Source organism: Methylorubrum zatmanii (assembly GCF_014845115.1).
Classification (GTDB): Bacteria; Pseudomonadota; Alphaproteobacteria; order Rhizobiales; family Beijerinckiaceae; genus Methylobacterium; species Methylobacterium zatmanii.
In genome coordinates, this window is record NZ_NKUI01000141.1 from 12,728 (window position 1) to 37,587 (window position 24,860).

Consider the following 24,860-nt stretch of genomic DNA (forward strand, 5'->3'; position numbering starts at 1 on the left):
CATCCCTGGGGCATAGGAGCGGGCCGTGCTCGCCGTCCCGGCGCCAGCTTTCGCAACTTCGGTCACGAGCCTTGGCTGATGTTGGAAACCCTGCCTGCACATCTCACCCGGGCGGCGCTCGGCTTCCTCCTGGGAGCGCTGTTGGGCCTGGTCGCCCGCCGGGGACGGTTCTGCACGCTCGGCGCCGTCGAGGACGCCGTCTACGCGCGGGATACGCGCCGGGCGCGTGCCTGGATGCTCGCCGCCGGGCTCGCGATCCTCGGAACCCACCTGCTGGAGGCCTACGCGGGCCTCGACCTCGCACGGTCCATCTATGCGGGTCCCCGCCTGGAATGGGGCGCGCTGGTCGTCGGCGGCACGATGTTCGGGTTCGGGATGGCCCTCGTCGGGACCTGCGGGTTCGGGGCCCTCCTGCGCCTCGGCGGCGGGGACCTGCGGGCGCTCCTCGTCCTGCTGGTGCTGGGCCTTTCCGCCTACATGGCCGTCAGCGGCTTGACCGGGCTCGCCCGGGTGGCACTGGCCGGGCCGTTGAGCGTGGAGCTCGGCGCGGCGGGCGCGCAACGGCTGGGGGCCTTGCTCGGCCTCGACCGCGGCGGAACCGCCGCCCTCGGCATCGCCGTCGCCGCCGGCCTCGGCTTCGCCGCCCTCGTCGGGCCCGGCCTCCGGAAGAGCCGCCGGCTGCTCTACGGCGCCGTCGCCATCGGATGCCTCATCGCCGCCGGCTGGTGGACGAACGGGGTCGCGGGCCACGACGAGTTCGAGGCGCGGGCGGTCGGCTCCTTCAGCTTCGCCCGTCCCGTCGGCGACACGCTGCTCTACGCGATGCTCGCCAGCGGGATGAAGGTCGACTTCGGCGTGGGCTCGGTCCTCGGGGTGGTCCTCGGCGCCTTCGCCGCCGCCCGCGGCGGCGGCGAATTCCATTGGGAGGCGCCCGACGACGCGCGCGAGGTCAAGCGCCATGTCCTCGGGTCGTTCCTGATGGGCACCGGGGGCGTGACCGCCCTCGGCTGCACCATCGGCCAGGGGCTGAGCGGCCTCTCGACGCTCTCGGTCGGTTCGCTGCTTGCCCTGGCCTCCATCCTCGTCGGGGCGCGGGCGGGCCTCTACTACCTCGTGGACCGTCACGCCTGAGCGCCTCGGTGCCGGGACCTTGGCGGCGTGTTATGACTTGGGTCGTAGCGCGGGCGGCGGGGCAGGGAACGTGCCGAGCGTTCGTCGCCGTCTTCGCGACGCAAGGCTCGACGCTCGCAGCGCCCGTCCGGGAGGGAGCAGACCATGGGACAGGCATTTCGGAACGGTTGTCTTATCATGGCCACGCTGTCGGCCAGTGCCGCCTCGGCTCAGGAAGCACTGGTCAGTTACCGCAGCCTCTCCCCCGAGATCGCGCTCGAACTGGCCCGCGCGTCGCTGGAGGCGTGCCGAGCCGCGGGATACCAGGTCGCCGTTTCGGTGACGGATCGGTTCGGCTCGCCGCAGGTCGTGTTGCGGGATCGCTTCGCGGGACCACACACCCTGACGACGGCGAGCGCCAAGGCCTGGACGTCGATCAGCTTCCGCACGAACACCTCGGAGCTTGTTGCCTTGAGCCAGCCGGGGCAGCCGCAAGCCGGGATCCGCCAGTTGCCGAACGTGGTGGTGCTCGGCGGCGGCGTGGTCATCGAGAGCGCTGGCACGACCGTCGGGGCCGTCGGCGTGTCCGGGGCGCCCGGGGGCCCGGAGGACGAGAAGTGCGCCAAAGCCGGCATTCAGGCGGCACGGGACAAGCTTGAACTGTGAGGCCATCGTCCGAGCGCGCGAGAGCCGACCGCGAGTGGCCGGGATGCTCGTTGCCGCGGCGGTCGCCGCAACGGCCGGACGTTCTGCCGGCACCTGCTGTCCGAGCCTTGACGGAGCGCGCAGCGATGGGACGTCCCGCCTCGGCTCGAAAGATCGCTCGCCGCCCGTGAAGCGTCGCGCGCCTTGCGGCCGGCCAGGCCTGGGATGCCACGGGAGATCGCCCGATCGCGCCATCCAGGGCGCGACGACCGCGCCCTCCCCAACCGCAGCCGGCTTCCGCGGCGACAGGAAAGCGGCAAGGCCGCCTCGCCGGTCGGTGGCGCGTCCCCGCAGGGTGCCGCGCGAGCCGAAGGCGCCCGTTGCGCGGACCGGGGCGACCGTCAGCCCGTCCGCCCCTCGCAGAAGGCGCGGTGCAGGGCCGCGATGATCTCGCGGACCTCGGGGCGGGCCAGGGCATAGTAGATGTTCTTGCCGTCCCGGCGCGCCTCCACGAGGTCGTCGGCACGCAGGCGTGCGAGCTGCTGCGAGACGGCGGGCTGGCGCAGGTTCAGCAGTTGCTCAAGCTCGGAGACGGAACGCTCGCCCTCGACCAGGAGGCAGAGGATGACGAGGCGCGCCTCGTGGGCGAGGGCCTTCAGGAGCTCGCTCGCGTCGCGGGCGTTGGCGAGCAGCAGATCCAGGTCGATGGATCCGGGTGCCGTTCCGCTCGTCGCCGTCTCCCCCTGCCGCAGCGGCATCGTTCAATCCTCTTCCAGGCCGTTCGCTTGCAGGTGGCGTGCCGTCCCGTCCGCTTCAGGGCAAGGCCGGCAACCGACCGAGCAGCCGCTCGGCCCGCCCCCAGAAGAAATCCTCGCCCGGATAGCCCTCGATCCGGTCCAGCTCGCGCCCGCCCTCGACGAGGACGAACGTGGGTGTGTAGCGGATCGGGCGCCTGAGCGTGAGTCCCGGCGGCAGGCCCGCGTCGAGGTCGACACGACGCAGCGGCGCCCGCCGGCCGACGTCGGACTTCGGGTAGATCGGGCCGATCACCCGCTCCCATTCCCGGCACCAAGGGCAGCCACGCCGCTCGAACATGAGGAGTTCGGCGGCCTCGGCCGTCGCGGGCAGGAGGGCAAGCCCTCCCGCCCACGCCATCAGGGACCGCCGCGTTCCGTGCATCGGGCTTCCCAAGTGCGACACCCCGGCACATAATATAGGGAAAGGCGAATATGTTCGAGGGGTAAGCGCCGTGACCGCCGACGTCGGGATCCTGACCGCCTTCGGCGCCGGGCTGCTCTCGTTCCTCTCGCCCTGCATCCTGCCGCTGGTGCCGCCCTATCTCTGCTTCCTGGCGGGCGTCTCGCTGCAGGAACTCGTCGAACGCCCGGACCGCTCGCTCGCGCGGCGCGCCGTCCTGCGCGCCCTGGCCTTCGTGCTCGGGTTTTCCACGGTTTTCGTGGCGCTCGGCGCGAGCGCGTCCGCCGCCGGTCAGCTCCTGGCGGACCACGTCGGCGTGCTGTCCCGCGTCGCCGGCATCGTGATCGCGGCGCTCGGACTCCACCTGATCGGCGTCTTCCGCTGGATGCCGCTCCTGCGCGACGTGCGCGTCCAGGTCGAGGCCCGCCCGCAAGGCGTCGCCGGGGCCTTCCTGGTCGGGCTCGCCTTCGCCTTCGGATGGACGCCCTGCGTCGGACCCGTCCTGGCCTCGATCCTGCTGCTCGCCGGAGGGGAGGACGAGGTCGCGCGCGGGGCGTGGCTGCTGGCCGCCTACGCCGCCGGGATCGGCTTGCCCTTCGTCGCCGCCGCCTTCTTCACCGGTCCCTTCCTGAGGCTGGCCGGCCGGTTCCGGCGCCACCTGCGCACCGTCGAGGCGACGATGGGGCTCGCCCTCGTCGCGACCGGGCTCGTCATCTTCGGCGGGTGGATGCCGCTCGTGGGGGCTTGGCTGACGGACGCGGTACCCGTCCTCGGACGGATCGGCTGAGAAATCCACCGCCGGCGGAGGCACGTTCCGGCGTCCCGCCCCGAAACTCACCCGTACCGGAACACGCGGAGCCGCTCGAAGGCGCGCAGCTCGATCAGCAGGCGGTGCGGCAGCGCCGGGTCGCGGGCGTCGCGGGCGGCCGGGACCTTGCCGAGGCTGGCCGTCATCCCGTCCGCCGATCGCCGGAACTCCGGGTCGGACCGGACGGCCTCGCCGGCCTCCGCGTCGCAGCGGCCCCCGGGCGCGGCCACGTCGCTCGCGGCGGTCCCGATCCAAGTCGCCGTAGCGTCCGGACAGGTCCGCGATGCAGTCGGAGAAGCGGCGCAGGGCGCCCGCGCGCCGCCCGGCGTCCAGGGGCGCGGGTCGCCGCCTCGACGATCTCGCGGGCCCGCGCGTCATCCTCGCGCTCGACCGCCTTGGCCGCCGCGTCCAGGGACCCGTCGAGCGCGTCGAGGACGGGTGCCAGGTCGGAGCGTCCTCGCGCCGCCGCGACGAGCCTGGCGCCCTCCGTCCGGAGCGTCGAGCGCCGGCGGTCGAGGGCGGTCAGGTCCGCATGGTCGTGCGCCAGGTAGGCCAGCAGCGTGCGCCGCCCACCCTGGAGGCTCCAGGATGGCCCCGACGTCGGGACCGGGCGTCGCGCCGGCGCGCCGTGGGAGCGCGCGCGGCGAGCCCGGCGGTGCATGGAACAGCCGGGCGCAGGACGGATGGCAGGCGTCGCTCGTGCATGCAACGCGGTTCCCGGATTGCCAGGCGCCGGCGGGGCGCCGTACACATGCATGAAGAAGAATGTCTGGAGGAGACGCGATGTCCACCCGGCGCCAGTTCCTCGCGGGCGCACTGGCGCTCGGGTTGCCGCGGCATGCCGCGGCCGAGCCGGTCCAGGACGACGACGGCCTCTACCGCGAGCCCTGGTTCCTCGAAAGCTTCCTCGACCTGCCCGACGACCTCAAGGCGGCGCGCGCGCATGGCAAGCGCCTCGCCGTGCTCTGGGAGCTGAGGGGATGCCCCTATTGCAAGGAGATGCACCTCGTGCATTTCGCGGACCCGGGCACGAGCGGCTTCGTCCGCGACCGGTTCGAGATCCTGCAGCTCAACATCATCGGCGCGCGGGAGGTGACCGACTTCGACGGCGAGCGCCTGTCGGAGAAGCGGTTCGCGGAGAAGTACGGGGTCCGCTTCACGCCGACCCTCCAGTTCTTCCCCGAGGAGGTGACGGGCATCGCCGGGAGGCGGCCCCGGGAGCGCGAGGTCCTGCGCATCCAAGGCTCTGTCGCGCCCGAGGACTTCCGCCGGACCTTCGCCTTCGTGGCCGAGCGCGGCTACGAGCGGACGAGCCTGCGCGAGTACCTGCGCTCCTCGGGTCCGGGACAGAAGGGGTAGGGCGCGCGGCCGACGGCCGGCATTCAAAAAACATTTCGGCTTGACTCAAACGCGATCTGCGTCAAACTTGCATAAATTCGCATATGTCGATGGGTCGAGGCCCTCCGGCGATGCGGCCGGCCGGGAAACGGTCGCGAGAGCCGCAGGGACGGCCCACCGAGGAAACGCCAGATGCGCAGGCCGATCACCGCCTATGCGCTCGCGGGGCTCTGCGCCCTCGCGACCGCCGCCGGAGCCGAGACCGCCTCGGGCGGGCTCGCCCCCTTCAAGATTGTCGCGGCCGACGGCACGGACGCCATCCCGGATCCGCTGACCGACAAGCCGGGTGATCCCGCCGCCGGCGCCAAGGTCGTGGTCAACCGGCGCCAGGGCAACTGCCTCGGCTGCCATCAGATCTCGTCGGTCAAGAGCGAGGACTTCCACGGCGAGGTCGGCCCCTCCCTCGACGGCGTCGCCGGGCGCTGGGACGCGGCGCACCTGCGCATGATCGTGGTCAACCCGAAGCACGTCTTCACCGAGGCGACGGTGATGCCGGCCTTCTACCGGGTCGACGGCCTGAGCCGCGTCCGCCCCGAGTTCCAGGGCAAGCCGATCCTGACCGCCCAGCAGGTCGAGGACGTGGTCGCCTACCTCACCACCCTGAAGTGACTTAGCGAGCCGAGAAGGAGCCGCTTCCGATGATATCTCCCCTGAACCGCCGCCAGGCCCTGGCCCTCGGCACCGGCGCCGTCCTGGCGACGACGCTGTCCCTGCGCGCCGCTCCGGCGCTGGCGGCGAAGAACAGCACGGACGAGGCCATCAAGGCGTTCACCGGCGGCAAGGAGCCGGTCAAGGGCAAGGTCAAGCTCGAACTCCCCGAGATCGCCGAGAACGGCAACACCGTACCGATGACGGTCGGCGTCGACGCGCCGATGACGAAGGAGAGCTTCGTCGAGGAGGTGATGATCGTCGCCGACGGCAACCCGAACCCCGGCGTCATCCGCTTCCATTTCACGCCGTCGAGCGTCCCCGAGGCCAACACGCGCATCCGCCTCGCCGAGACCCAGAACGTCATCGCGGTCGCCCGCATGAACGACGGCTCCGTCTTCAGCGACGTGAAGCAGGTGAAGGTCACCATCGGCGGCTGCGGCGGCTAGCGCCTCGGCGAACCCATCAGCACGAGACCCGGAGGACGACATGGCCGACGTGAAGCCGCGGATCAAATTGGACAAGAAAGACGTCGCCCAGGGCGGTGTCATCGAGGTGAAGACACTGGTCTCGCACACGATGGAGTCGGGACAGCGCAAGGACAAGGACGGCAAGACCATCCCGCGCAAGATCCTGAACACGTTCATCTGCGACCTGAACGGCAAGACGATCTTCAGCGCCGACCTGGAAAGCGCCGTGTCGGCCAACCCGTACTTCCAGTTCAAGCTCAAGCCCGAGGAATCGGGCACGCTGACCTTCACCTGGATCGACGACGACGGCTCGAAGATCCAGGCCACGGAGCAGATCAAGGTCTCGTGACGCTCTCCCGGGGCGTCCCGCCCCGGGGCGCCTCCCCACGCCGAGCCGGAGCTTCCATGCCGTCCGTTCCCTATCCTCTGGCCTTCGCCGCCGTCGCCATCCTCGCCCTGGCCGTCTCGCCGCACGCGCAGGACACGTCCGAGCGCCCGGCCTGGCAGGAGCACGGCATCAAGCCGCAAAGCCCCGATTCCCCGTTCGGGGAGGTCGTCTCGGGCCTGTATTTCCGCTCCAAGGAGACGCAGGCGATGCAGGCCGACGACTTCAACAACCCGGGCTTCCTCGCCGTCGAGCAGGGCGAGGACCTCTGGTCGAAGGTCGACGGCGCGGCGGGCAAGTCCTGCGCGAGCTGCCACAACGAGGCGGCGACCGCGATGAAGGGCGTGGCGGCCGCCTACCCGAAGTGGAACGGGAAGCTCGGCAAGCCGGTCAACCTGGAGCAGCGGATCAACATCTGCCGCAGCGGCGCGCTCAAGGCCGAGCCCTGGGCCTTCGGCTCGCCGGAACTCACCGCGATGACCACCTACATCCGCAACCAGTCCCGCGGCATGCCGGTCGCGGTGAAGGTCGACGGGCCGATGACGCCGTGGTTCGACCGCGGCAAGGCCCTCTACTACCAGCGCAACGGCCAGCTCGACCTTGCCTGCGCCAGCTGCCACGAGAAGAACCACGGCAAATACCTGCGCGCGGACTTCCTCAGCCAGGGACAGAGCAACGGCTTCCCCGTCTACCGCCTGCGCGACCAGCGCCTCGTGCCGCTCCATGAGCGCATGGAGGGCTGCATGCAGGACGTCCGGGCCACCCCCTACAAGCCGCTCTCCGACGAGTTCCTCGCGCTGGAGACCTACGTCGCCTGGCGCGGCCTCGGCCTGCCGGTCGAGACGCCGGCCGTCCGCAACTGAGCGTCGGAACCCACGATGACCTCACGCCGCGACTTCCTGCAGATCGCCGCCGCCACCGCCGCGCTCGTGCCGACGGGCTGGACCCGGGCCTTCGCCCAGCAGAGCCTCGTCCAGGACGATCTCCTCGCCTTCGAGCCGATGGGCAACGTCACCCTGGTCCATCTGACCGACATCCACGCCCAGTTGGTGCCTATCCTGTTCCGCGAGCCTTCGACCAACCTCGGCGTCGGCGAGGCGCGGGGGCAGGTCCCCCACGTCACCGGCCGCGCCTACCTCGACCTGTTCGGCATCCCCGGCGGCTCCCCGCTCGCCTACGCCCTCACGCCCGAGGACTACGTCGCGCTCGCCCGCGGCTACGGCCGCATGGGCGGGCTCGACCGCATCGCCACGGTGCTCGACGCGATCCGCGCCGAGCGCGGCGACAAGGTCCTGTTCCTCGACGGCGGCGACACCTGGCAGAACAGCTACACGTCGATGCTGAGCAAGGGCCAGGACATGGTCGACTGCATGGCGCTCCTGAAGCCCGACGCCATGACCGGGCACTGGGAGTTCACCCTCGGCACCGACCGGGTCAAGGAGATCGTCGACGGGCTCGGCTGCCCCTTCCTCGGCCAGAACGTGCGCGACGCCGAGTGGAACGAGCCGGCCTTCGAGTCCACGAAGATGTTCGAGCGCGGCGGCGCGAAGGTCGCGGTGATCGGGCAGGCCTTCCCCTACACGCCCATCGCCAACCCGCGCTGGCTGATCCCGAACTGGTCGTTCGGCATCCGCGAGGAGGACGTGCAGGCCAGCGTCGACAAGGCCCGCAAGGACGGGGCCGCGCTCGTGGTGCTGCTCTCGCACAACGGCTTCGACGTCGACCGCAAGCTCGCCTCGCGCGTGAAGGGGATCGACGTGATCCTCACCGGCCACACCCACGACGCCCTGCCGCAGGCGGTCAAGGTCGGGCAGACCCTGCTCATCGCGTCGGGCAGCCACGGCAAGTTCCTCACGCGCGTCGATCTCGACGTGCGCGACGGCGCGGTGAAGGGCTACCGCTCGAAGCTCATCCCGATCTTCTCCGACGTGATCGCGCCGCAGAAGGAGATGGCGGCGAAGATCCAGGCGATCCGCAGCCCCCACGAGGCGATGCTCAAGGAGGAACTCGGCCGCGCGGAAGGCCTGCTCTACCGGCGCGGCAACTTCAACGGCACGCTCGACGACATGATCTGCGACGCGCTGCTCGCCGAGCGCGAGGCCGAGATCGCGCTCTCGCCCGGTTTCCGCTGGGGCACGACGCTGCTGCCGGGTCAATCGATCACCCGCGAGGACGTCTACAACGCCACCGCCATCACCTATCCGGCCGCCTACCGCATGACCATGACGGGAGGCCGGTTGAAGGAGGTCTTGGAAGACGTGGCCGACAACCTCTTCAACGCCGACCCCTACTACCAGCAGGGCGGCGACATGGTGCGGGTCGGCGGCGTCGCTTACGCCATCGACGTCGCCCGTCCGGCCGGCAGCCGCGTCTCCGACCTGACCCTGCTGCGCACCGGCAAGCCCATCGAGGCCGGGAGCTCCTACACCGTGGCCGGCTGGGCCAGCGTCAACGAGGGCACCGAGGGCCCGCCGATCTGGGACGTCGTGGCCGCCCATGTCCGGCGCAAGGGGACCGTGAACCCGACCCCGGCGCAGGTCACCGTTCGCGGCGCTTGATCGTGCCACATGCATTCACGTATCTGAATATATGAAATAGTTCGGAGAGGCCGATGTCTGACCCGAAGCAAATCCCGGAGCCGCCGAGCCCGCCCTCGCGCAGGGCCTTCCTGCGGACAAGCCTCGCGCTCGGCGGCGCCGTCGGCACGGGTGCCTTCGCCGGCAAGGCCGCGGCCGTCGAGAGCAAGAACCTGCCGCCGAATGTCCCGGAATGGTCTCAAGGACTCGGTGACGGGGTCGTCAGCCGCCCCTACGGCCGGCCGTCGAAATTCGAGGCGGACGTCATCCGGCGCGACGTCGAGTGGCTCACCGCCTCGCGCCAGAGCTCGGTCAGCTTCACGCCGCTGCACCAGCTCGAAGGCATCATCACCCCGAACGGGCTCGGCTTCGAGCGCCACCACGGCGGCATTGCCGAGATCGACCCGGCCGAGCACCGGCTGATGATCCACGGCCTCGTCGAGAAGCCGCTGATGCTGACCCTGGAGGACGTCAGGCGCTTCCCCCGCGTCAACCGGATCGCCTTCCTCGAATGCGCCGCGAATTCCGGCATGGAGTGGAAGGGCGCGCAGCTCAACGGCTGCCAGTTCACGCACGGCATGGTCCACTGCGTGATGTACACGGGCGTCCCGCTCAAGCTCCTCTTGGAGGAGGCGGGCCTCAAGACGAACGCCAAGTGGCTGCTACCGGAGGGGGCCGACGCCGCCGCGATGACGCGCTCAGTGCCGATCGAGAAGGCGCTCGACGATGCGATGGTCGCCTACGCCATGAACGGCGAGGCGCTCTATCCCGAGCACGGCTATCCCCTGCGCCTCGTCCTGCCGGGCTGGCAGGGCAACATGTGGGTGAAGTGGCTGCGCCGGATCAAGGTCGGCGACGAGCCCTGGCACACCCGCGAGGAGACCTCGAAGTATACCGCCTTGCTGCCCGACGGCCGGGCGCGGCGCTTCACTTGGGCCATGGACGCGAAGTCGGTGATCACCAACCCGAGCCCGCAGGCGCCGATGCACCACAAGGGCTTCACGGTGCTGTCCGGGCTCGCCTGGTCCGGCCGCGGCAAGATCAGCCAAGTCGACGTCTCCCTTGACGGGGGCCGCAACTGGCGCGCCGCCCGCCTCGACGGACCGGTGCTCGATAAGGCGCTGACCCGCTTCTACTACGAGTTCGACTGGACCGGCGACCCGCTGCTGCTGCAGTCGCGCGCGGTCGACGAGACCGGCTACGTCCAGCCGACCAAGGCCGCGCTGCGCCGGCACCGCGGGCTGAACTCGATCTACCACAACAACGGCATCCAGACCTGGCACGTGCTGCCCAGCGGGGAGATCGAGAATGTCGAGGTCGCCTAACGGCATCGGGGCCGCTGTCACGGCCGTCCTCCTGGCCTTCGCCTCGCCCGCGGCTGCCGAGCGCCTCAACATCGGACGCGCGGCCAGCCCTGAGGAGATCAAGGGGTGGGACATCGACGTGCGCCCCGACGGCCAGGGCCTGCCGGTGGGCAAGGGCACGGCAGCGCTCGGCGAGACGATCTTCCAGGAGCGCTGCGCCAGCTGCCACGGCGAGTTCGGCGAGGGGGCCGGCCGCTGGCCCGAGCTCGCGGGCGGGGCCGGCACGCTCAAGTCGGACAGCCCGGTCAAGACCGTCGGCTCCTACTGGCCCTACGTCTCGACGGTGTTCGACTTCGTGCACCGGGCGATGCCGTTCGGCGCGGCGCAGACCCTGACGCCCGACGAGACCTACTCGCTGACCGCGTATCTGCTCTACCTCAACGACATCCTGAAGGATCAGGACTTCGAGGTGAACGAGAAGAACCTCGCCACCATCCGCCTGCCGAACGAGAAGAACTTCTTCATGGACGACCGCGAGACCGCGGAGAAGGAGTTCTGGACGGCCAAGCCCTGCATGACGGACTGCCTGCCGAAGGAGGCGACCATCACGGGTCGCGCCCGCATCCTCGACGTGACGCCCGACAAGGCGTCCGAGAAGGCGAAGGAATCGCCGCCGGTCCAGTAGCCTGCGAGGACACGGGAAGCCTGACGATGAGCGACCTCCACGAGACGGCGCGGCGCGGATCGCCCGCCCGGGCCTGCGACAGGCGAGCGGTCGTCGCCGGCATGGCGGCGCTGCTGGCCTCCGCCTGGCCGGGCGGGCGGGCGTCGGCCATCCCCATGGCGCCGCTCAGGGTCGGTGAGGCCACCGTGGAGACGGCCAGCGACGGGACGCTGTCGTCCTCCCTCGCCTTCATGCTCCCCGAGGCGCCGCGCGCGGAGGTGGACGACGTGTTCAGGGCCGAGGGACAGCCGGCGGAAGCGAGCCCGATCCCGACCAACGCGAGCCTCGTGCGCGTCGGCGGCGAGGTCATCCTGATCGACGCGGGCTCGGGGAACTCCTTCCAGCCGACGGCCGGGAAGCTCGGGGAGAGCCTGGAGGGCAGGGGCGTCCCGCGCGAGACGATCACCCGGGTCGTGTTCACGCACGCCCACCCCGATCACCTCTGGGGCGCGGTCGACGACTTCGATGACAGCGAGCGCTTCCCCAACGCCCGCTACGTCGTGCCGGCCGCGGAATGGGACTTCTGGACTCGCGACGACGTCGAGACCCTCGTGCCGGACTGGCTCAAGGGGCTGGCCGCCGGCTCGCGCCGCACCCTGAGACGCCTCGAAGCCAAGATGGAGCGCCGCACGCCCGGCGAGACCATCGCGCCCGGCCTCACCTACGTGGCGACGCCGGGTCATACGCCCGGCCATGCTTCCGTCCTCGTCGAGGCCGGCCGGGAGCAGGTCCTGATCGGCGGGGATGCGCTGAGCCATGCCGTGGTCTCCTTCCGCCGCCCTGCCTGGGCCTTCGGGAGCGACCTCGACCGCGACCTCGCGATCCGCACCCGCCGCGCCCTGCTCGACCGGTTGGCCAACGAGCGCCTCACGCTCGTCGGTTTCCATCTGCCGGGGTCCGGCATCGGTCGCGTCGAGCGGTCCCGGGGCGCCTACCGGTTCATGCCCGCATGAGCCGGGCGGCAGCGGCCTGGTTCCTTAAGGTCTCCTTAAGGTGCGGCCCTCAGGCGGTCGAGTCGCGGCCGAGGTGAACTCGGGACCGGGAGAGGTGAACATGTTGCTGTCGCGCAGGGGCGTATCGGGCATCGCGGCGCTGGTGGCCGGCCTCGTGGCCACCCGGGTCGCGACGGCTGCCGAGACCGCCGCGAAGACGCATCGGATCGCGATGCAGGTCAGCACGAACGATCCCGGGGTCTTCGATCTTGCCCTCAACAACGCCGTGAACCTCGCGCGCGAGTACGGTGAGGCTGCGGAGGAGTTCGAGGTGGAGATCGTCACCTACGGCCCGGGACTTCACATGGTCCGGGCCGACACCTCCCCGGCGAAGGCCCGGGTCCGGTCCGTCATGGAGAGCGTTCCGGGCATCGTGATGTCCGCCTGCGGCAACACCATCACGGCGATGGAGAAGGCCGAGGGACGCACGCTGGAATTGCTGCCGGACGTCGGCGTGGTCCGCGCCGGCGCCGTCCGCCTCGTCGCGCTGCAGGAGGCCGGCTGGAGCTACCTGCGCGTCTGACTGACCATCCCGCCAAGCCCGAGATCCGAACCCGGAGACCAACATGGCAATCCTGTCCCGCCTCGTCGCGACCGTCCTGCTCATGCTGGGACCGAGCCTGGGGAGCGCCTTCGCGGCCGGCGAGGCGCCGACCGGCTACTACGCGCCGCAGAAGGTGGTCTACCACAACGACGGCGCGCCGCCGGACAACGGGGCCTATTTCAAGCGCCTGCTCGGCAACATCCGCAACCACGTCGAGGCGCTCGGCCAGGACAAGGTCGAGATCCGCGTCGTCGACCACGGTGACGGCCTCGTCCTGTTCCAGTTGGCGAAGGACGACCGGGACCTGGCCGGCCGCATCGACGCCCTCAAGGGCATGGGGATCCGGTTCCTGATCTGCTACAACACCCTGACGGAGCGCAAGATCGACTGGCATGGCCTCTACGGCGTCAAGGAGGACGACATCGTGCCGAGCGGGGTCGCCGAGCTCGCACGACTCCAGGGCCTAGGCTTCGCCTACATCCACCCATAGGTGCGCCGGATGCCCCGTTTCCCGCTTCCCGTCGTCCTGTCCTGCCTCGCCCTGCTCGCCGCCCCGCCGGCTTCCGCGGACCCGCGGCGCGACGCCGATCGGGCTCCCGCCGACGCACGCACGTTCCCGCCCTGGCAGGGGGGCGCCAACGCCCCGGCACGCGACAAGGGCCTGGAGTTCACGGTCCACGAGGCGGACAACCTCGCGGACTTCCACGGCGACCTGACGAATGCCCGCCTGATCCTCTACGTCGGCGGCAACTACTTCTTCGCGATGGCGCCGCTGGTCGCGGCCTTCGAGGCGCGGCACCCGGACCTCGCCGGCCGGATCTACTACGAGACCATTCCGCCGGGCCTGCTCGTCAGGCAGATGCGGGCCGGCGGGCGCATCACGGTGGGCAACATGACCTGGACCGCCAAGCCCGACGCCTACCTCGCCGGGCTCGGGGCGGTCGAGCGGCTCGTCCGCGAGGGGGACCTGGTCGGGCCCGCGGTCCCCTACGTGACCAACCAGCTGGCGATCATGGTTCCGAAGGGCAACCCGGCGAAGGTCACCGGGCTCGCGGATCTCGCGCGGCCCGGGCTGCGCCTCGCGATGCCGAACCCCGAATTCGAGGGCGTCGCGCGGCAGATCAAGTCCGCCCTCCGGAAGGCGGGCGGCGAGGAGCTCGTCAGGACCGTCTACGGGACCAAGGTGGCCGAGGGCACGACAACCCTCACGCGGATGCACCACCGGCAGACGCCGGTGTGGCTGATGCAGGGTCGCGCGGACGCCGGCGTCACCTGGCGTTCGGAAGCCGTGTTCCAGGCCGAGGCGAACTTGCCGACGGAGCGCGTCGACATCCCCGCCGAGCAGAACGAGACCGGCGCCTACGCCGGTGCCGAAGTGAAGGATGCGGCCCATCCCGCGGAAGCGCGTGCCTGGCTGGACTTCCTGCGCGGCGCGGAAGCCCGCGCGATCTTCGCGCGCTACGGCTTCGAGCCCTACCGCGCCGACGGCATCCCGGATCGGAACTAGCCATGCCCCGCATCGCCCAGGTTCTCGTCGCGGCCTGACGCCCGCCCTCGCCGGCGTGGCCCGTCCCGGACAGGGTCCTGGTACCGGCCCGGCGGCCCGCTGCCGGCCATCGAGGAGGCGGCGGAGACCTTCGGCAAGGCCCGCGGCACCGACGTTCAGGTCACGGCCGGCCCACGCCCGGCTGGATCGACAAGGCCAAGCAGGATGCCGACATGGCCTATGGCGGCTCGGAGGCGATGATGGTCGACTTCGTCGCCCCGATGCCGGACCGGATCGATCCGGGCACGGTGCAGCCGCTCTACCTCCGACCTGCCGCCGACCTGGTCGGCCCCGTCACCCCGGACGGATCGCGGGTCTACGGGACCTGCTGAAGCCCGGGCAGGGCACCGGGCCGTGAACGGGTCCGGCCAGGGCGAACTCTGGGAGGACGCGGCACGCGTCCGGGCCCCACGCGGCGTCCGACCGGCCGCCATGGCCGCTCAGAGCGCCTTGTCGAGGAGGGCCGTGATCGCCCCCGGCTTCGTCTCTCCCGACGAGCGTCCGGCTTCCTTGTCGCCCTTGTAGGCGATCAGCGTGCTCTGCATCGTGGCGCCGAACCGCTTCACCACGTCCTTGCGGCTGTCGAAGTCGACCTCGAAGACCTGCAGGTCCTTGAAACGGGGCTCGGCCTCAAGCTTCGCCAGGATCGGCTTCTGAGCTGCGCAGGTGGTGCACCACGGGGCGGTGATGTGGACGAGGATCGGCTTGCCGGCCTTCTGGGCCGCCTCGAAGGCCGCCGGCGTGTAGGTGACCGGGTCGGCGGCGAAGGCCGCCGTGCCGGTCAGCAGCGGGACCGCGGCGAGGAGGCCGAGCAGGGAACGGCGGGTCGACATGCGGGGCGCTCCTTGGCGCTGAAGAAGCCGGGGTTCAGTTCCGCGCCCGGGTGATGGCGCGGTCGACGTTGATCCGGGCCGCCCAGTCCTTGGCGCTGTCCTGGCCCTTGAGGGCGACGAGGCGGGCGCCGCTAACATCGACGTTCCTGAAGTCGGCGCCCGCGACGGTGGCGCCGGTCAGGTTCGCGCCGGAGAGGTCGGAGCCCATCAGCACCGCGTCGGTGAGGTCGGCGTCCGTCAGGTTGGCGTATTCCAGCCTCGACCGGCCGAGGTTTGCTCCCTTCAGGTTCGCGCCGGAGAGGTTCACCGAGACGAACACGGCCCGCATCAGGCCCATGGACTGGTTCTTGATGTCGGCGCCACCCCTCAGGTCGACGAGCGTCGCTCCGCTCATGTTCGCACCCTTGAAGTCGCCGATCGGCATGGATCGGCTGAGGTCGGCCCCGCTGAGATTAGCCTCGCGGGCGGTGATGCCGAACATTTTCGCACCGACGAGCTTGACCCCGCTCAGGTCGGCCTTGATGAACCAAGCCTGTTCAAGGTTCGCCTCGCTGAGGTCGGCCCCGCGCAGGTTCGCCTTGTTGAGGCGTGCGGTGCGCAGGTTCACACCCCTCAGGTTCAGGCCGGAGAGATCGAGGCCGGACAAGGCCTTGTCGGAGAGATCGAGGGGCTTACCGTCGGCCCTGGCGATCATGGCCTCGATGTCCGCGCGGCTCATCTCCGCCTGGGTCATCGCAGGCGTGTTCATGTCCGCCCCGAGCAGCAGGTCCTGCTCGGCGTGGACAGGGCCGGCCATCAACGCGGAAACGAGCAGGAGCGGGGCGAGGGGTCGCATGTGTCTCTCCCGACTGCGCCCGCCGAACCGACCCTGGGGTGGCCGGGCACGTCGCGGCGAGTTCTCGTCATGTCGGCGCGATCTTATGCCGGTCCGCTCGCGCCGTCTGTGACTGAGGTCACCGGGCAGGACGAAGCTCGGGTGGAAACCGCAAGGGAGACCGGGCGCTTCGGCAGCTCACGCCCGCTACGGAAGCGCGCAGCTCGAACGCCCGCCGGATCGAGCGGTTCCCGGTCCGCCGAAGCCTGGATGCCGCGCACCTCCAGGCGCGCGGGGGACGGTGCACTTCCCCCTCCTGGAGGCCGGGGCCGGTCATGACTGGCGACGGCGCCTGCACGAACTCCCTGATGTGCCTTCACGGGCGGACCCGCGTGTTCCGGACGTCGGACACCGGCCGCGAGATGCCGATCTACGGGGTCGGGCACGGCGGGAGCCGCGTGCTCACCACCCGGTGCCTGCTATCCGGCGGCGGCTTGCCGGCCGGGAGTAGCGCCGCTCTGGGCCGCTTACGAGAACTATCCGGCCTATCGCTCCAAGAACCGGCCCGTGAACACCTTCGCGGAGCGGCTGCAGGGCTGCTTCCGCTACAGCATGAACGGCAAGGCCCCGCCGCTCGGCGATCCGGTTCTGGTCGCGCTGGAGAGCTACGCCTTCTTCCTGGCACGGGGCGCGCGGACCGGGCTGAGCCCGCCCGGTCGGGTGTACCCCAAGCTGGCGCAGCCCGCCGTGCTCGACATCGGGCGCGGCAGGGACGTCTATGCGGCCAAATGCGCCCTCTGCCACGGCGCAGCCGGCGAGGGACAGGCCACGGCGGACGGATACACCGTGTTCCCACCGCTCTGGGGAGCACGATCCTACGACTGGGGGGCCGGCATGAGTTCGGTCGCCAATGCCGCCGGGTTCATCAAGGCGAACATGCAACTCGGCCAAGGCAACACCCTCTCGGACGAGGAGGCCTGGTCCGTCGCGGCCTTCCTCGACAGCCGCGAGCGGCCGCAGGATCCCCGCTTCGAAGGCTCCGTCGCCGAGACGCGGACGGCACACCACGACGATCCGCTCGACTTCTATGGCCGGACCGTCGACGGGGTCCTTCTCGGCCAGAACGCCCCGCCCAGCGGTACCGTCCCGCCGTGATCCGCGAATGTCCCGCCCCCGTCATCGCTCCGGCACGGCGTCCGCGGCGTCTTCCCCCGGCGGATCGTCTTCCTCCCGATCCGTCCCTCGGGCCTCCGCCGCACGGGCGGACAAGCTACCGAGGGTGGCGTGGTCGAGGCCGTCTTCCGGTGGCTGCGCCCGCCCGGGCCCTCCGGATATGCTCCCGGTGACCTCCGCGGGGCCGCGGCGCGCGGCGTGCGCGGCGCCCCCGGGCCCCAGGACCACGACGCGCGTGCCGGTCGGCACGCGCCGGTGCAGGTCGATCACGTCCTGGTTCAGCATGCGGATGCAGCCGGAAGAGACCGCCTCGCCGATGCTCCAGGGCTCCGTGGTGCCGTGGATGCGGTAGAGCGTGTCCTTGCCGTCCTTGAACAGGTAGAGGGCGCGTGCGCCGAGCGGGTTCCTGTCGCCGCCCGCCATGCCGCCGGCCCAGGGTTCGTAGCGCTTCGGGTCGCGCCGGATCATGTCCGGCGTCGGCGTCCAGCGCGGCCACGAGGCCTTGCGGGCCACCGTGGCCGCGCCGGTGAATTCCAGGCCGGCCCTGCCGACGCCGACCCCGTAGCGCATCGCCTTGCCGCCTTCCATGACGAGGTGCAGGAACCGCCTGTAGGGGTCGACCACGAGGGTGCCGGGCGGCTCCTTCGTCGGGTAGTCGACCACCTGTCGGACGTTGCGCGCCTTGAGGTCGCGCGGGTCGACCGCCTCGACGGGGAACGGCTCGTCCGTGACGGCCGCGTACCGGCGCTGGGCCTCGGAGCCGACGGCCGGCCGGACCTGCGCACTCGGGGCCGGCGCCCCCATCGAGGCCGTGCAGGCGCCCAGTGCCGAGGCGAGCGCGACCAGCGCCGGGAAACGTGAGGCCAGCCGCATCACGAGCGGCCCTTGGCGCGGGCCTGGGCGACAGCCTGCCTGAAGCCGTCGTAGTCGAGCGCGGCCGCCACCTTCAGCGGGCCGATGAGGTAAACCGGCGTGCCTTGCAGGCCGAGGGCATCGGCCTGGTCGAGGTTGCGCTGGAGCAGCGCGGCGATCTCGCTCGCGTGGGCGCCCCGGTCGGCCTCCAACCGGGCCATGTCGACGCCCGAGGCCGACACGGCCTCCAGCATCCGCTCCTTCGGGATCTTGCGGCCCGGGATGGCCATGAGCGCCCGGTGCACCTCGTCGTAGCGGCCCTGGTACTTCGCCGCGAGCGCGAGCTGCGCGCCGTAGACGGAGGCGTCGCCGAGGATCGGCCAATCCTTGTGGACGAGGCGGATGCGCCCATCCGACTTCACCAGCCGCTCCAGGTCCGGGTGCGACTTCTTGCAGAAGGGGCAGTTGTAGTCGAGGAAGGCGACGAGGGTCAGGTCGCCCTTCGGGTTGCCCGAGACCGGCGCCTCGGGGTCGTTCAGGATGGCGTTCGGATCGACGCCTTGCGCGAACGCGTCCTCGGCGGCCGGCGCCAGCGACCGCAGGGCCGGCGCCAGGGCGGCGGCCGACAGCAGGGCGAGCAGGGTCCTGCGCTTCATGATGGGTCTCCTCGTGGCTGGTGGGAAAGGCTCGCTCAGGCGCCGATGCGGGCGAGGCGGCGCTTGAGCTCGCCGAGCGCGAGCTCGCCCTCGGTACGGGCGTCGCGGACCTCGCTGCCGTCGGCGCGAATGAGGATCAGGGTCGGGGGGCCGACGACGTCGTAGCGCTGCATCAGGGCGCGCGTGCCGGCGTCGTCGTGGGTCACGTCGGCCCTGATGACGGAGACGGCCTTCAACCGCTCCCGGATCTCCGGGTCCGCCAGCACGGCCCGCTCGTTGGTCTTGCAGACGGAGCACCAATCCGCGGCGAACTCGACCAGGACCGGCGCACCCCGCTCGCGCGCTTCCCGTAGTGCCGCGTCCAGACCGCCCGGGGTCGTCGCCGTCCGTTGGACCAGGGGGGCCGCCGCGCCCCCGGGGACGAGGCCGGACAGGGGCCGGAGCGGATCGCTCCCCCCGGTCGCGGCGCCGACGAGGAGCGCGCAGCCGTAGGCGGCGACCGCGAGGCCCGACGCCTTGCCGAGGCGGGCCCGCCCGTCCGCTCCCGCGAGGGCCGCGACGGACCACCCGAGGCCGAGGGCGAGCACGCCCCAGAGCAGCAGCGCCATGCCGCCCGGGAGCAGGCGGGCGACGAGCGAGACCGCCAGCGCCAGGAAGACGAAGCCGAAGGCTTGCTTGGCCCGCACGAGCCACGGGCCCGACCGCGGCAGGACCCCGGCCCCGAAGGTGCCGAACGCGACGAGGGGCGCCCCCATGCCGAGGCCGAGGGCGAACAGGGCCAGGGCACCGCGCAGCACATCCCCGGTCTGGGCGACGTAAAGCAGCGCGGCGGCGAGCGGCGGCGTCACGCAAGGTCCGACGATCAGCGCCGAGCTGAAGCCGAGCAGCGCGGCGGCGAGGACCGAGCCGCCTCCGGTCGCGGCCGAGCCGGCTGCCCGGTCGCGCCACCACCGTGGCGCCTGGATGTCGAACAGGCCGAACATGGAGAGGGCGAGCCCGACGAGGGCCGAGGCCATCAGGCCGAGGGCGAGGGGCGTCTGCAGCGCGACCTGCAGGTTGCGTCCGAGCCAGGCCGCGGCAAGGCCGAGGCTCGCATAGGCCCCGGCCATCGCGAGGACGTAGCTGCCGGAAAGCACGAAGCCGCGTTCCGGCGTGAGGCCCCGGCCCGGGCGGACCAGCATGCCGGACAGGATCGGCACCATCGGCAGGACGCACGGCGTGAAGGCGAGGAGGACGCCGAGCCCGAACATGCCCATCAGGACGCCGGCGAGGTTGCCGGTGAGCAGCGAGGCCGGCCCGGACGGTAGGTCGTCCGAGCGCGCGGCTTCCGCCGGGCCGCCCGCGACGTCGCGAACGGACGGGGTCGACCCGGTCCCGCCGCCGGACCGGGCGCCCTCCGGCCCGGCCGGTGCCGCGAGATCGAGCGTTTGCGTCACCGGCGGGTAGCAGATGCCCTTCTCGGCGCAGCCCTGGTAGGTGACGCGCACCGAGCGCAGGCTGGTTAGGGCCGCGCCCGGCACCGTGGCCTCGGCCGCGCCGTGATAGACCTCGGTCGGCCCGAAGTTCGGGTCGTCCTTGGTTTCCCCACGCTCGGTGGTGACGGGCAGCGATTGCCCGGTCGGCGTGGAGGCAGCGATTCGGTCGCGGTAGAGGTAGGTGCCGGCGGGGATGGTCCAACGCAGGCGGAGGGAGAGGTCGGGCTGGCGGGTCGCGGCGAGGGTGAACGGCACCCGCCCGGTGGCGGCGTCCTGGCCGCGCCCCGGCGACCCGAGTGCCGCGCCCGTCCAGACAAGGGCAGCGAGGATGAGGTGGGCGAGGAGGTTCGGCATGGTCGGCTGCGGGGCCCGGGTTCGGATCGGCCCGGCGCAAGTCGAAAACGCAGCTTAAGCCAGGCTTAAGCCAGGCCCGGAGGATGCCGGGCAGCCAGGAGAAACGCATGCGCATCCTCGTCGTCGAGGACGATCCCATCCTCTCGGACGGCCTCCGTGTCGGGCTGTCCTTATGCGGGGCGACCGTCGACTGCGTCGCGACCTGCGCCGATGCGGACGCCGCCCTCGGCACGAGCCCGTTTGCCGCGGTGGTGCTCGACCTGATGCTGCCGGACGGCTCGGGGCTCGACGTGCTGCGCGGCCTCCGCCGCAGGGGCGACCGCACGCCGGTGGTCCTGCTGACGGCGCGGGACGCGGTCGCGGACCGGATCGCGGGGCTCGATGGCGGGGCCGACGACTACCTTGGCAAGCCCTTCGACCTCGACGAGCTCTCCGCCCGCATCCGCGCCGTGGTCAGGCGGGCCGCGGGACGGGCGACCGCCAGCCTTGAGCACGGCGGCATCCGGCTCGACCTCGGCAGCCTGACCGTCACGGTCGACGGGGCGCAGATCCCCGTGTCCCGGCGCGAGTTCATGGTGTTGGCCGCCTTGATGGAGCGTCCCAGCGTGCTGCGCTCGAAGGCGGAGTTGGAGGACCGCCTCTACGGCTGGCAGGAAGAGATCGAGAGCAACGCGGTCGAGGTGCACGTCCACAACCTGCGGGCCAAGATCGGGAAACACGCCATCGAGACGGTGCGCGGCCTCGGCTACCGGATGAGGGCGCCTGCATGAGCTCCTTGCGCGCCAGGCTCTTCGCCATCCTGCTCCTCGCGACCGGCCTGATCTGGCTCAGCGCGGTGGCCTGGATCTACCTGGGCTCGAAACGCGAGGTGGAGCAGGTCCTCGACACCCGGCTGCAGGAGGCGGCGCGCATGGTCGGCTCCCTCGTCGGCAGGGTCGGCAACGTCGGGGCGGCGGGCGCGCCGGTCGCCTTCGCGCCGCCCGGAGGCTACGAGCGGCAACTCTCCTGCCAGATCTGGTCCCTCGACGGCCGCATGGTGGCGCGGTCGAGCGGCGCGCCCGAGCGCCGCCTCACGGACGCGCCCGCCGGCTTCTCCGAGCGCGAGGTCGACGGCGAGACCTGGCGGGTCTTCACCGTGGAGGACGCCGAGAAGGGCGTGCGCGTGATGGTCGGCGACCGCCTCGGCTTGCGCGAGCGCCTCGTCGCCGACCTGATCATGGGCCTCGTCACCCCTGCGCTCCTCGTCGTCCCGCTGCTCGGCATGCTGCTCTGGGCGAGCCTCGGGCGGGGCCTGCGCCCGCTGCGTCTGATGGCCCGGGATCTGGCGCGGCGCGACGCGGACGACATGAGCGCGATCGACGCCGGGCGCGCGCCGGCGGAGGTGCGCCCGCTGACCGACGCGTTGAACGCGCTGTTCCTCAAGGTCGAGGCGGCCCGACGCCACGAGCGGGAGGTGACGGCCTTCGCCGCCCACGAGCTGCGCACGCCGCTGGCGGGACTGAAGACGCAGGCCCAGGTCGCGATGGCTGCCCGGGACCCGGACGTGGCCAAGGCCGCGCTGGGTCAGATCCTCGCGGCGGTGGACCGCACCACGCGGCTCGTGCGCCAGCTTCTCGATGCCGCCCGGCTCGACGCCGAGGCGGACGGTCCCACCGTGACCGAGATCGACGTCGGCGCCTTGGTGACCGAGACCGTCGAGAGCATGCGGGCACCGGATGGCATCGTGACCGTCATCGACCCCGCGCTGCGCGGCTTCACCATGCGAGGCGACCCGGAAAGCCTGCGGCTCGCCGTCCGCAACCTGCACGAGAACGCCGTGCAGCACATGCGGACCGGAACGGTCGAGTGGGGACGCCGGCAGGACGGCGCGGGCTTCTACGCCCGGGACGAGGGCCCCGGAATCCCGGAGGAAGAGATCGCCTTGGTCACGACGCGGTTCTACCGCGGCCGCCACAGGAGCGACGCGGGCAGCGGCCTGGGACTGACCATCGCGGAGGCCGCCTCACGGCGAAGCGGGGCGAGGCTCCGGCTTCGCAACCGGACCGACCGGAGCGGGCTCCAGGCGGAGATCGTGTGGACCTGATCGACCTGCGCTGAGGACGGCGCGGTTGCGTCGCGATGCCAGGACACGCTGATCGCGAGCCCCTCGCCGGGGCAGCTCCGCCGTCGGGGCGCGGGGCAAGCCTAGCCCGATGTCTCGTCGGATGCCGGGTGCTGTCAGCCCCACCGGCCGGCACGATCAGGCACGGGTGCCGCGGCCGCTCGCGACAGGTCGGCCGAGGGCGCTCCCCGGCCTCTTCTTGTCACAGGTGAGGGACCGGCGGCCGGACGGGGATTTCGAACCCGGCTCTCGGGCATCCGCCGTCCGTCGGTTCCGGGACGGCAGCGGCAACGAACGGCGCCCACGCGCCCGGGGCCGTCACGGCGCACGGTGCTGCCCCTGGGCCACTTGGTCAGGAAGACGCGGCCCTGCCGCCCGCGCTCACGTCCGCTCGACGGGTCCGCCAGCCTTCTCCAGCGCGGGGAAGCCCCCGGCGACGTGTGCGACGGGGCCGAGCCCCATCTCCTGGAGCGCCTTGGCGGCCAGGGCCGAGCGATTGCCCGACCCGCAGTAGAGGATCAGCCTTTTGCCACGCCCGAGCTCGACCTTGTGGGTCGGGCTCGCCGGATCGGCCTGGAACTCCAGGAAGCCGCGCGGCACGTGGACCGCGCCGGCGATCTTGCCGCTCTTGGCCACCTCCTCGCCCTCGCGCACGTCGACGAGCACCGTGTCGGGCTGGCTGAGCCTCTTCAGCGCCTCCTCGGCCGACAGGGTCTCCACCGCGCGGTTGGCCGCGGCCACCAGGTCCTTCGCGCTCTTCGTGGTCATGGTCACCTCCGTCACTCGCCCCCAGCCGCGCCGTCGAGGGCGTCCAACGGGATCTTCAGGTAGCGCCTGCCGTTCGCCTCGGGTTCGGGCAGGCGCCCGCCGCGGATGTTCACCTGCAGCGAATGCAGGATGAGCTTCGGCATCGGCAGCTCGCGGTCGCGCGCCTCGCGCATCCGCACGAACGCCCCCTCGCTCCCCGTCTCCGTCAGGTGCTTGTTGTCGGCCCGCTGCCGGGCGACCGTGCTCTCCCAGGCCGCCTCGCGCCCATCGGGGCGGTAGTCGTGGCCGGTGAACAGCCGCGTCTCGTCCGGCAGCGCCATGATACGCTGGATGCTGCGCCAGAGCGTGCGCGCGCTGCCGCCCGGGAAGTCCGCCCGCGCCGAGCCGCTGTCGGGCATGAACAAGGTGTCGTGGATGAAGGCGGCGTCGCCGACCCGGTAGGCGACGGAGGCCAGGGTGTGGCCCGGCGTGAACAGCACCTCGACGTCCAGGTTGCCGATCCGGAAGCGCTCGCCGTCGGCGAAGAGGCGATCCCACTGCGAGCCGTCCGCCGGGAAAGTCTCGGGCAGGTTGTAGAGCCCCTTCCAGAGCTTCTGCACCTCGACGACCTTCTCGCCGATGGCGGTCGGCGCGCCCGTCCTGTCGTGCAGGTAGCCGGCCGCCGAGAAGTGGTCGGCGTGCGGGTGCGTGTCGAGGATCCACTGCAGCCTGTAGCCCGCGCGCGCGATATGGGCGAGCAGGGCATCGGCCGAGCGGGTGGCGGTCGCCCCCGACTTCGGATCGAAGTCGTGCACCGGGTCGACGATGGCGCAGTGTTTCGTCTCCGCATCGGCGACGACGTACTGCACGCTGCCCGTGCGCTGCTCGTAGAAGCCCGTCACGAGCGGGCGTCCGTGCAGGGACGTTGCGGTCAGGTCTGACATGCATTCCTCCGGTTCGGGATGAACGGCTTCGGGGCTCTGGACGTCACGCCCGACCGAGCAAGGCTGGCAGGCCGCGCGCGACGACGTAGAGGCCGACCAGGATCACCAGGCCGGCGAAGGTGATGGTCAGGGCGCGCTTGTGCCCGGCGAGACGCTGGCCGAGGCGGGCGCCGACGAGGCCGCCGAGCGCGCCGCCCAGGATGAACAGCCCGGCCAGCGTCCAATCGATCAGGCCGGAGACCGCGTAGCTCGCGGCGGTGGCCGCCCCGAAGGCGCTGACCGCCACCAGCGAGGTGCCGATGGCCATGGGCAGCGGCATGGACGTCGCCAGCATCAGGCCCGGCACGATCAGGAAGCCTCCGCCGATTCCGAAGAAGCCGGAGAACAGGCCCACCGCGAACCCGATGCCGAGCAGCCAGGGCAGGAGCACCGGGGCGCTCCGTTTGGTCAGGCGCACGTCCGGATCGCCCTCGCCGCGCCGCCGGCGCAGCATCAGGCCGCCGACCGCCAGCATCACGAACCCGAACAGGGCGAGCAGGCTCTGCCCGTCGACCGCCCTGGCCG

Annotated in this window: 29 protein-coding genes; 19 read left to right on the forward strand and 10 right to left on the reverse strand. The window is 71.5% G+C overall.

The annotated features are described in order from the left end of the window. The first annotated feature begins 78 nt into the window (after nt 1-78). Nucleotides 79-1,131 carry a YeeE/YedE family protein gene (locus tag MZTS_RS17115; RefSeq protein ID WP_192284752.1) on the forward strand — a complete coding sequence of 351 codons (1,053 nt, stop codon included), beginning with the start codon at nt 79-81 and terminating at the stop codon, nt 1,129-1,131. Between the two features lie 177 nt (nt 1,132-1,308). Next, nucleotides 1,309-1,776 carry a GlcG/HbpS family heme-binding protein gene (locus MZTS_RS17120; RefSeq protein ID WP_246482149.1) on the forward strand — a complete coding sequence of 156 codons (468 nt, stop codon included), beginning with the start codon at nt 1,309-1,311 and terminating at the stop codon, nt 1,774-1,776. A 380-nt stretch (nt 1,777-2,156) separates the two neighbouring features. Here the strand turns inward: MZTS_RS17120 and MZTS_RS17125 are convergent, their stop codons facing one another. Together MZTS_RS17125 and MZTS_RS17130 are read right to left on the reverse strand one after the other, a co-directional pair. Further along, nucleotides 2,157-2,513 (reverse strand): ArsR/SmtB family transcription factor, encoded by a 357-nt coding sequence (locus tag MZTS_RS17125; protein ID WP_012752898.1) that lies wholly within the window; start codon nt 2,511-2,513, stop codon nt 2,157-2,159. A gap of 55 nt (nt 2,514-2,568) precedes the next feature. Beyond that, a complete protein-coding gene (locus MZTS_RS17130; protein WP_012752899.1) occupies nt 2,569-2,910 on the reverse strand; it encodes a thioredoxin domain-containing protein in 342 nt (113 codons plus the stop codon). Nucleotides 2,911-3,004: 94 nt separating this feature from the next. On the opposite strand from MZTS_RS17130, the gene MZTS_RS17135 reads away from it, so the two are divergent. The 14 genes from MZTS_RS17135 to MZTS_RS17200 all read left to right on the forward strand — a co-directional run bounded on the left by MZTS_RS17135 (nt 3,005) and on the right by MZTS_RS17200 (nt 14,679). Then, on the forward strand, nt 3,005-3,739 hold the full coding sequence (locus MZTS_RS17135) for a cytochrome c biogenesis CcdA family protein (protein ID WP_043766811.1): 735 nt from the start codon (nt 3,005-3,007) through the stop codon (nt 3,737-3,739). Between the two features lie 804 nt (nt 3,740-4,543). Further along, on the forward strand, nt 4,544-5,119 hold the full coding sequence (locus MZTS_RS17140) for a thioredoxin family protein (RefSeq protein ID WP_012752903.1): 576 nt from the start codon (nt 4,544-4,546) through the stop codon (nt 5,117-5,119). Nucleotides 5,120-5,290: 171 nt separating this feature from the next. After that, on the forward strand, nt 5,291-5,767 hold the full coding sequence (gene soxX, locus MZTS_RS17145) for a sulfur oxidation c-type cytochrome SoxX (RefSeq protein ID WP_012752904.1): 477 nt from the start codon (nt 5,291-5,293) through the stop codon (nt 5,765-5,767). 29 nt (nt 5,768-5,796) lie between these two features. Next, complete coding sequence (soxY, locus tag MZTS_RS17150) at nt 5,797-6,255, forward strand: thiosulfate oxidation carrier protein SoxY (RefSeq protein ID WP_012752905.1); 459 nt, start codon at nt 5,797-5,799, stop codon at nt 6,253-6,255. 40 nt (nt 6,256-6,295) lie between these two features. Continuing rightward, on the forward strand, nt 6,296-6,625 hold the full coding sequence (gene soxZ, locus MZTS_RS17155; protein WP_012752906.1) for a thiosulfate oxidation carrier complex protein SoxZ: 330 nt from the start codon (nt 6,296-6,298) through the stop codon (nt 6,623-6,625). Nucleotides 6,626-6,681: 56 nt separating this feature from the next. Beyond that, nucleotides 6,682-7,524, forward strand: coding sequence for a sulfur oxidation c-type cytochrome SoxA (soxA, locus tag MZTS_RS17160; protein WP_192284754.1), 843 nt, complete (start codon nt 6,682-6,684; stop codon nt 7,522-7,524). Between the two features lie 15 nt (nt 7,525-7,539). Then, nucleotides 7,540-9,219, forward strand: a complete 1,680-nt coding sequence (gene soxB, locus MZTS_RS17165; protein WP_192284755.1) for a thiosulfohydrolase SoxB — start codon at nt 7,540-7,542, stop codon at nt 9,217-9,219. Between the two features lie 53 nt (nt 9,220-9,272). Continuing rightward, nucleotides 9,273-10,562, forward strand: a complete 1,290-nt coding sequence (gene soxC, locus MZTS_RS17170) for a sulfite dehydrogenase (RefSeq protein WP_192284756.1) — start codon at nt 9,273-9,275, stop codon at nt 10,560-10,562. Further along, on the forward strand, nt 10,546-11,226 hold the full coding sequence (locus tag MZTS_RS17175) for a c-type cytochrome (protein WP_012752910.1): 681 nt from the start codon (nt 10,546-10,548) through the stop codon (nt 11,224-11,226). The genes soxC and MZTS_RS17175 overlap by 17 nt, the downstream gene beginning before the upstream one ends. A 26-nt stretch (nt 11,227-11,252) precedes the next feature. Next, the gene (locus MZTS_RS17180) at nt 11,253-12,218 is read left to right on the forward strand and encodes an MBL fold metallo-hydrolase (RefSeq protein WP_192284757.1); all 966 of its coding nucleotides are present in this window, start codon (nt 11,253-11,255) and stop codon (nt 12,216-12,218) included. A gap of 100 nt (nt 12,219-12,318) precedes the next feature. Then, nucleotides 12,319-12,780 (forward strand): DsrE family protein, encoded by a 462-nt coding sequence (locus tag MZTS_RS17185; protein ID WP_012752912.1) that lies wholly within the window; start codon nt 12,319-12,321, stop codon nt 12,778-12,780. A 43-nt stretch (nt 12,781-12,823) separates the two neighbouring features. Next, nucleotides 12,824-13,291 carry a DsrE family protein gene (locus tag MZTS_RS17190; RefSeq protein WP_192284758.1) on the forward strand — a complete coding sequence of 156 codons (468 nt, stop codon included), beginning with the start codon at nt 12,824-12,826 and terminating at the stop codon, nt 13,289-13,291. A 9-nt stretch (nt 13,292-13,300) separates the two neighbouring features. Next, nucleotides 13,301-14,308 carry a molybdate ABC transporter substrate-binding protein gene (locus MZTS_RS17195; protein WP_012752914.1) on the forward strand — a complete coding sequence of 336 codons (1,008 nt, stop codon included), beginning with the start codon at nt 13,301-13,303 and terminating at the stop codon, nt 14,306-14,308. Nucleotides 14,309-14,520: 212 nt separating this feature from the next. Then, the gene (locus MZTS_RS17200) at nt 14,521-14,679 is read left to right on the forward strand and encodes a hypothetical protein (protein WP_012752915.1); all 159 of its coding nucleotides are present in this window, start codon (nt 14,521-14,523) and stop codon (nt 14,677-14,679) included. A 108-nt stretch (nt 14,680-14,787) separates the two neighbouring features. On the opposite strand, the gene MZTS_RS17205 is transcribed toward MZTS_RS17200, so the two are convergent. Together MZTS_RS17205 and MZTS_RS17210 are read right to left on the reverse strand one after the other, a co-directional pair. Beyond that, nucleotides 14,788-15,180 carry a thioredoxin family protein gene (locus tag MZTS_RS17205; protein WP_012752916.1) on the reverse strand — a complete coding sequence of 131 codons (393 nt, stop codon included), beginning with the start codon at nt 15,178-15,180 and terminating at the stop codon, nt 14,788-14,790. 34 nt (nt 15,181-15,214) lie between these two features. Continuing rightward, complete coding sequence (locus MZTS_RS17210) at nt 15,215-16,015, reverse strand: pentapeptide repeat-containing protein (RefSeq protein ID WP_192284759.1); 801 nt, start codon at nt 16,013-16,015, stop codon at nt 15,215-15,217. A 546-nt stretch (nt 16,016-16,561) separates the two neighbouring features. Here MZTS_RS17210 and MZTS_RS17215 point away from each other — a divergent pair. After that, a complete protein-coding gene (locus MZTS_RS17215) occupies nt 16,562-17,149 on the forward strand; it encodes a c-type cytochrome (protein ID WP_012752919.1) in 588 nt (195 codons plus the stop codon). A 21-nt stretch (nt 17,150-17,170) separates the two neighbouring features. Here MZTS_RS17215 and MZTS_RS17220 read toward each other — a convergent pair whose 3' ends face one another. From MZTS_RS17220 to dsbD, 3 genes are read right to left on the reverse strand one after another with little or no spacing between them, the layout of a single operon-like run. After that, the gene (locus tag MZTS_RS17220; protein WP_192284760.1) at nt 17,171-18,040 is read right to left on the reverse strand and encodes a L,D-transpeptidase; all 870 of its coding nucleotides are present in this window, start codon (nt 18,038-18,040) and stop codon (nt 17,171-17,173) included. After that, nucleotides 18,040-18,675: a DsbA family protein gene (locus tag MZTS_RS17225; RefSeq protein ID WP_012752921.1), complete on the reverse strand. Its 636-nt coding sequence runs from the start codon at nt 18,673-18,675 to the stop codon at nt 18,040-18,042. The genes MZTS_RS17220 and MZTS_RS17225 overlap by 1 nt, the downstream gene beginning before the upstream one ends. 35 nt (nt 18,676-18,710) lie before the next feature. Next, the gene (gene dsbD / locus MZTS_RS17230; protein ID WP_009866742.1) at nt 18,711-20,504 is read right to left on the reverse strand and encodes a protein-disulfide reductase DsbD; all 1,794 of its coding nucleotides are present in this window, start codon (nt 20,502-20,504) and stop codon (nt 18,711-18,713) included. Between the two features lie 107 nt (nt 20,505-20,611). Here dsbD and MZTS_RS17235 point away from each other — a divergent pair, with 107 nt between their 5' ends. Both MZTS_RS17235 and MZTS_RS17240 read left to right on the forward strand, forming a co-directional pair. Next, a complete protein-coding gene (locus MZTS_RS17235) occupies nt 20,612-21,274 on the forward strand; it encodes a response regulator (RefSeq protein WP_012752923.1) in 663 nt (220 codons plus the stop codon). Beyond that, nucleotides 21,271-22,587 carry an ATP-binding protein gene (locus MZTS_RS17240; protein ID WP_012752924.1) on the forward strand — a complete coding sequence of 439 codons (1,317 nt, stop codon included), beginning with the start codon at nt 21,271-21,273 and terminating at the stop codon, nt 22,585-22,587. The genes MZTS_RS17235 and MZTS_RS17240 overlap by 4 nt, the downstream gene beginning before the upstream one ends. Nucleotides 22,588-22,986: 399 nt before the next feature. Here the strand turns inward: MZTS_RS17240 and MZTS_RS17245 are convergent, their stop codons facing one another. The 3 genes from MZTS_RS17245 to MZTS_RS17255 all read right to left on the reverse strand — a co-directional run. Beyond that, complete coding sequence (locus MZTS_RS17245; RefSeq protein ID WP_192284761.1) at nt 22,987-23,373, reverse strand: rhodanese-like domain-containing protein; 387 nt, start codon at nt 23,371-23,373, stop codon at nt 22,987-22,989. Between the two features lie 11 nt (nt 23,374-23,384). Then, complete coding sequence (locus MZTS_RS17250) at nt 23,385-24,296, reverse strand: MBL fold metallo-hydrolase (protein ID WP_192284762.1); 912 nt, start codon at nt 24,294-24,296, stop codon at nt 23,385-23,387. Nucleotides 24,297-24,339: 43 nt separating this feature from the next. Further along, a partial coding sequence (locus MZTS_RS17255; protein ID WP_192284763.1) for a sulfite exporter TauE/SafE family protein occupies nt 24,340-24,860 on the reverse strand: 521 nt, incomplete at its 5' end.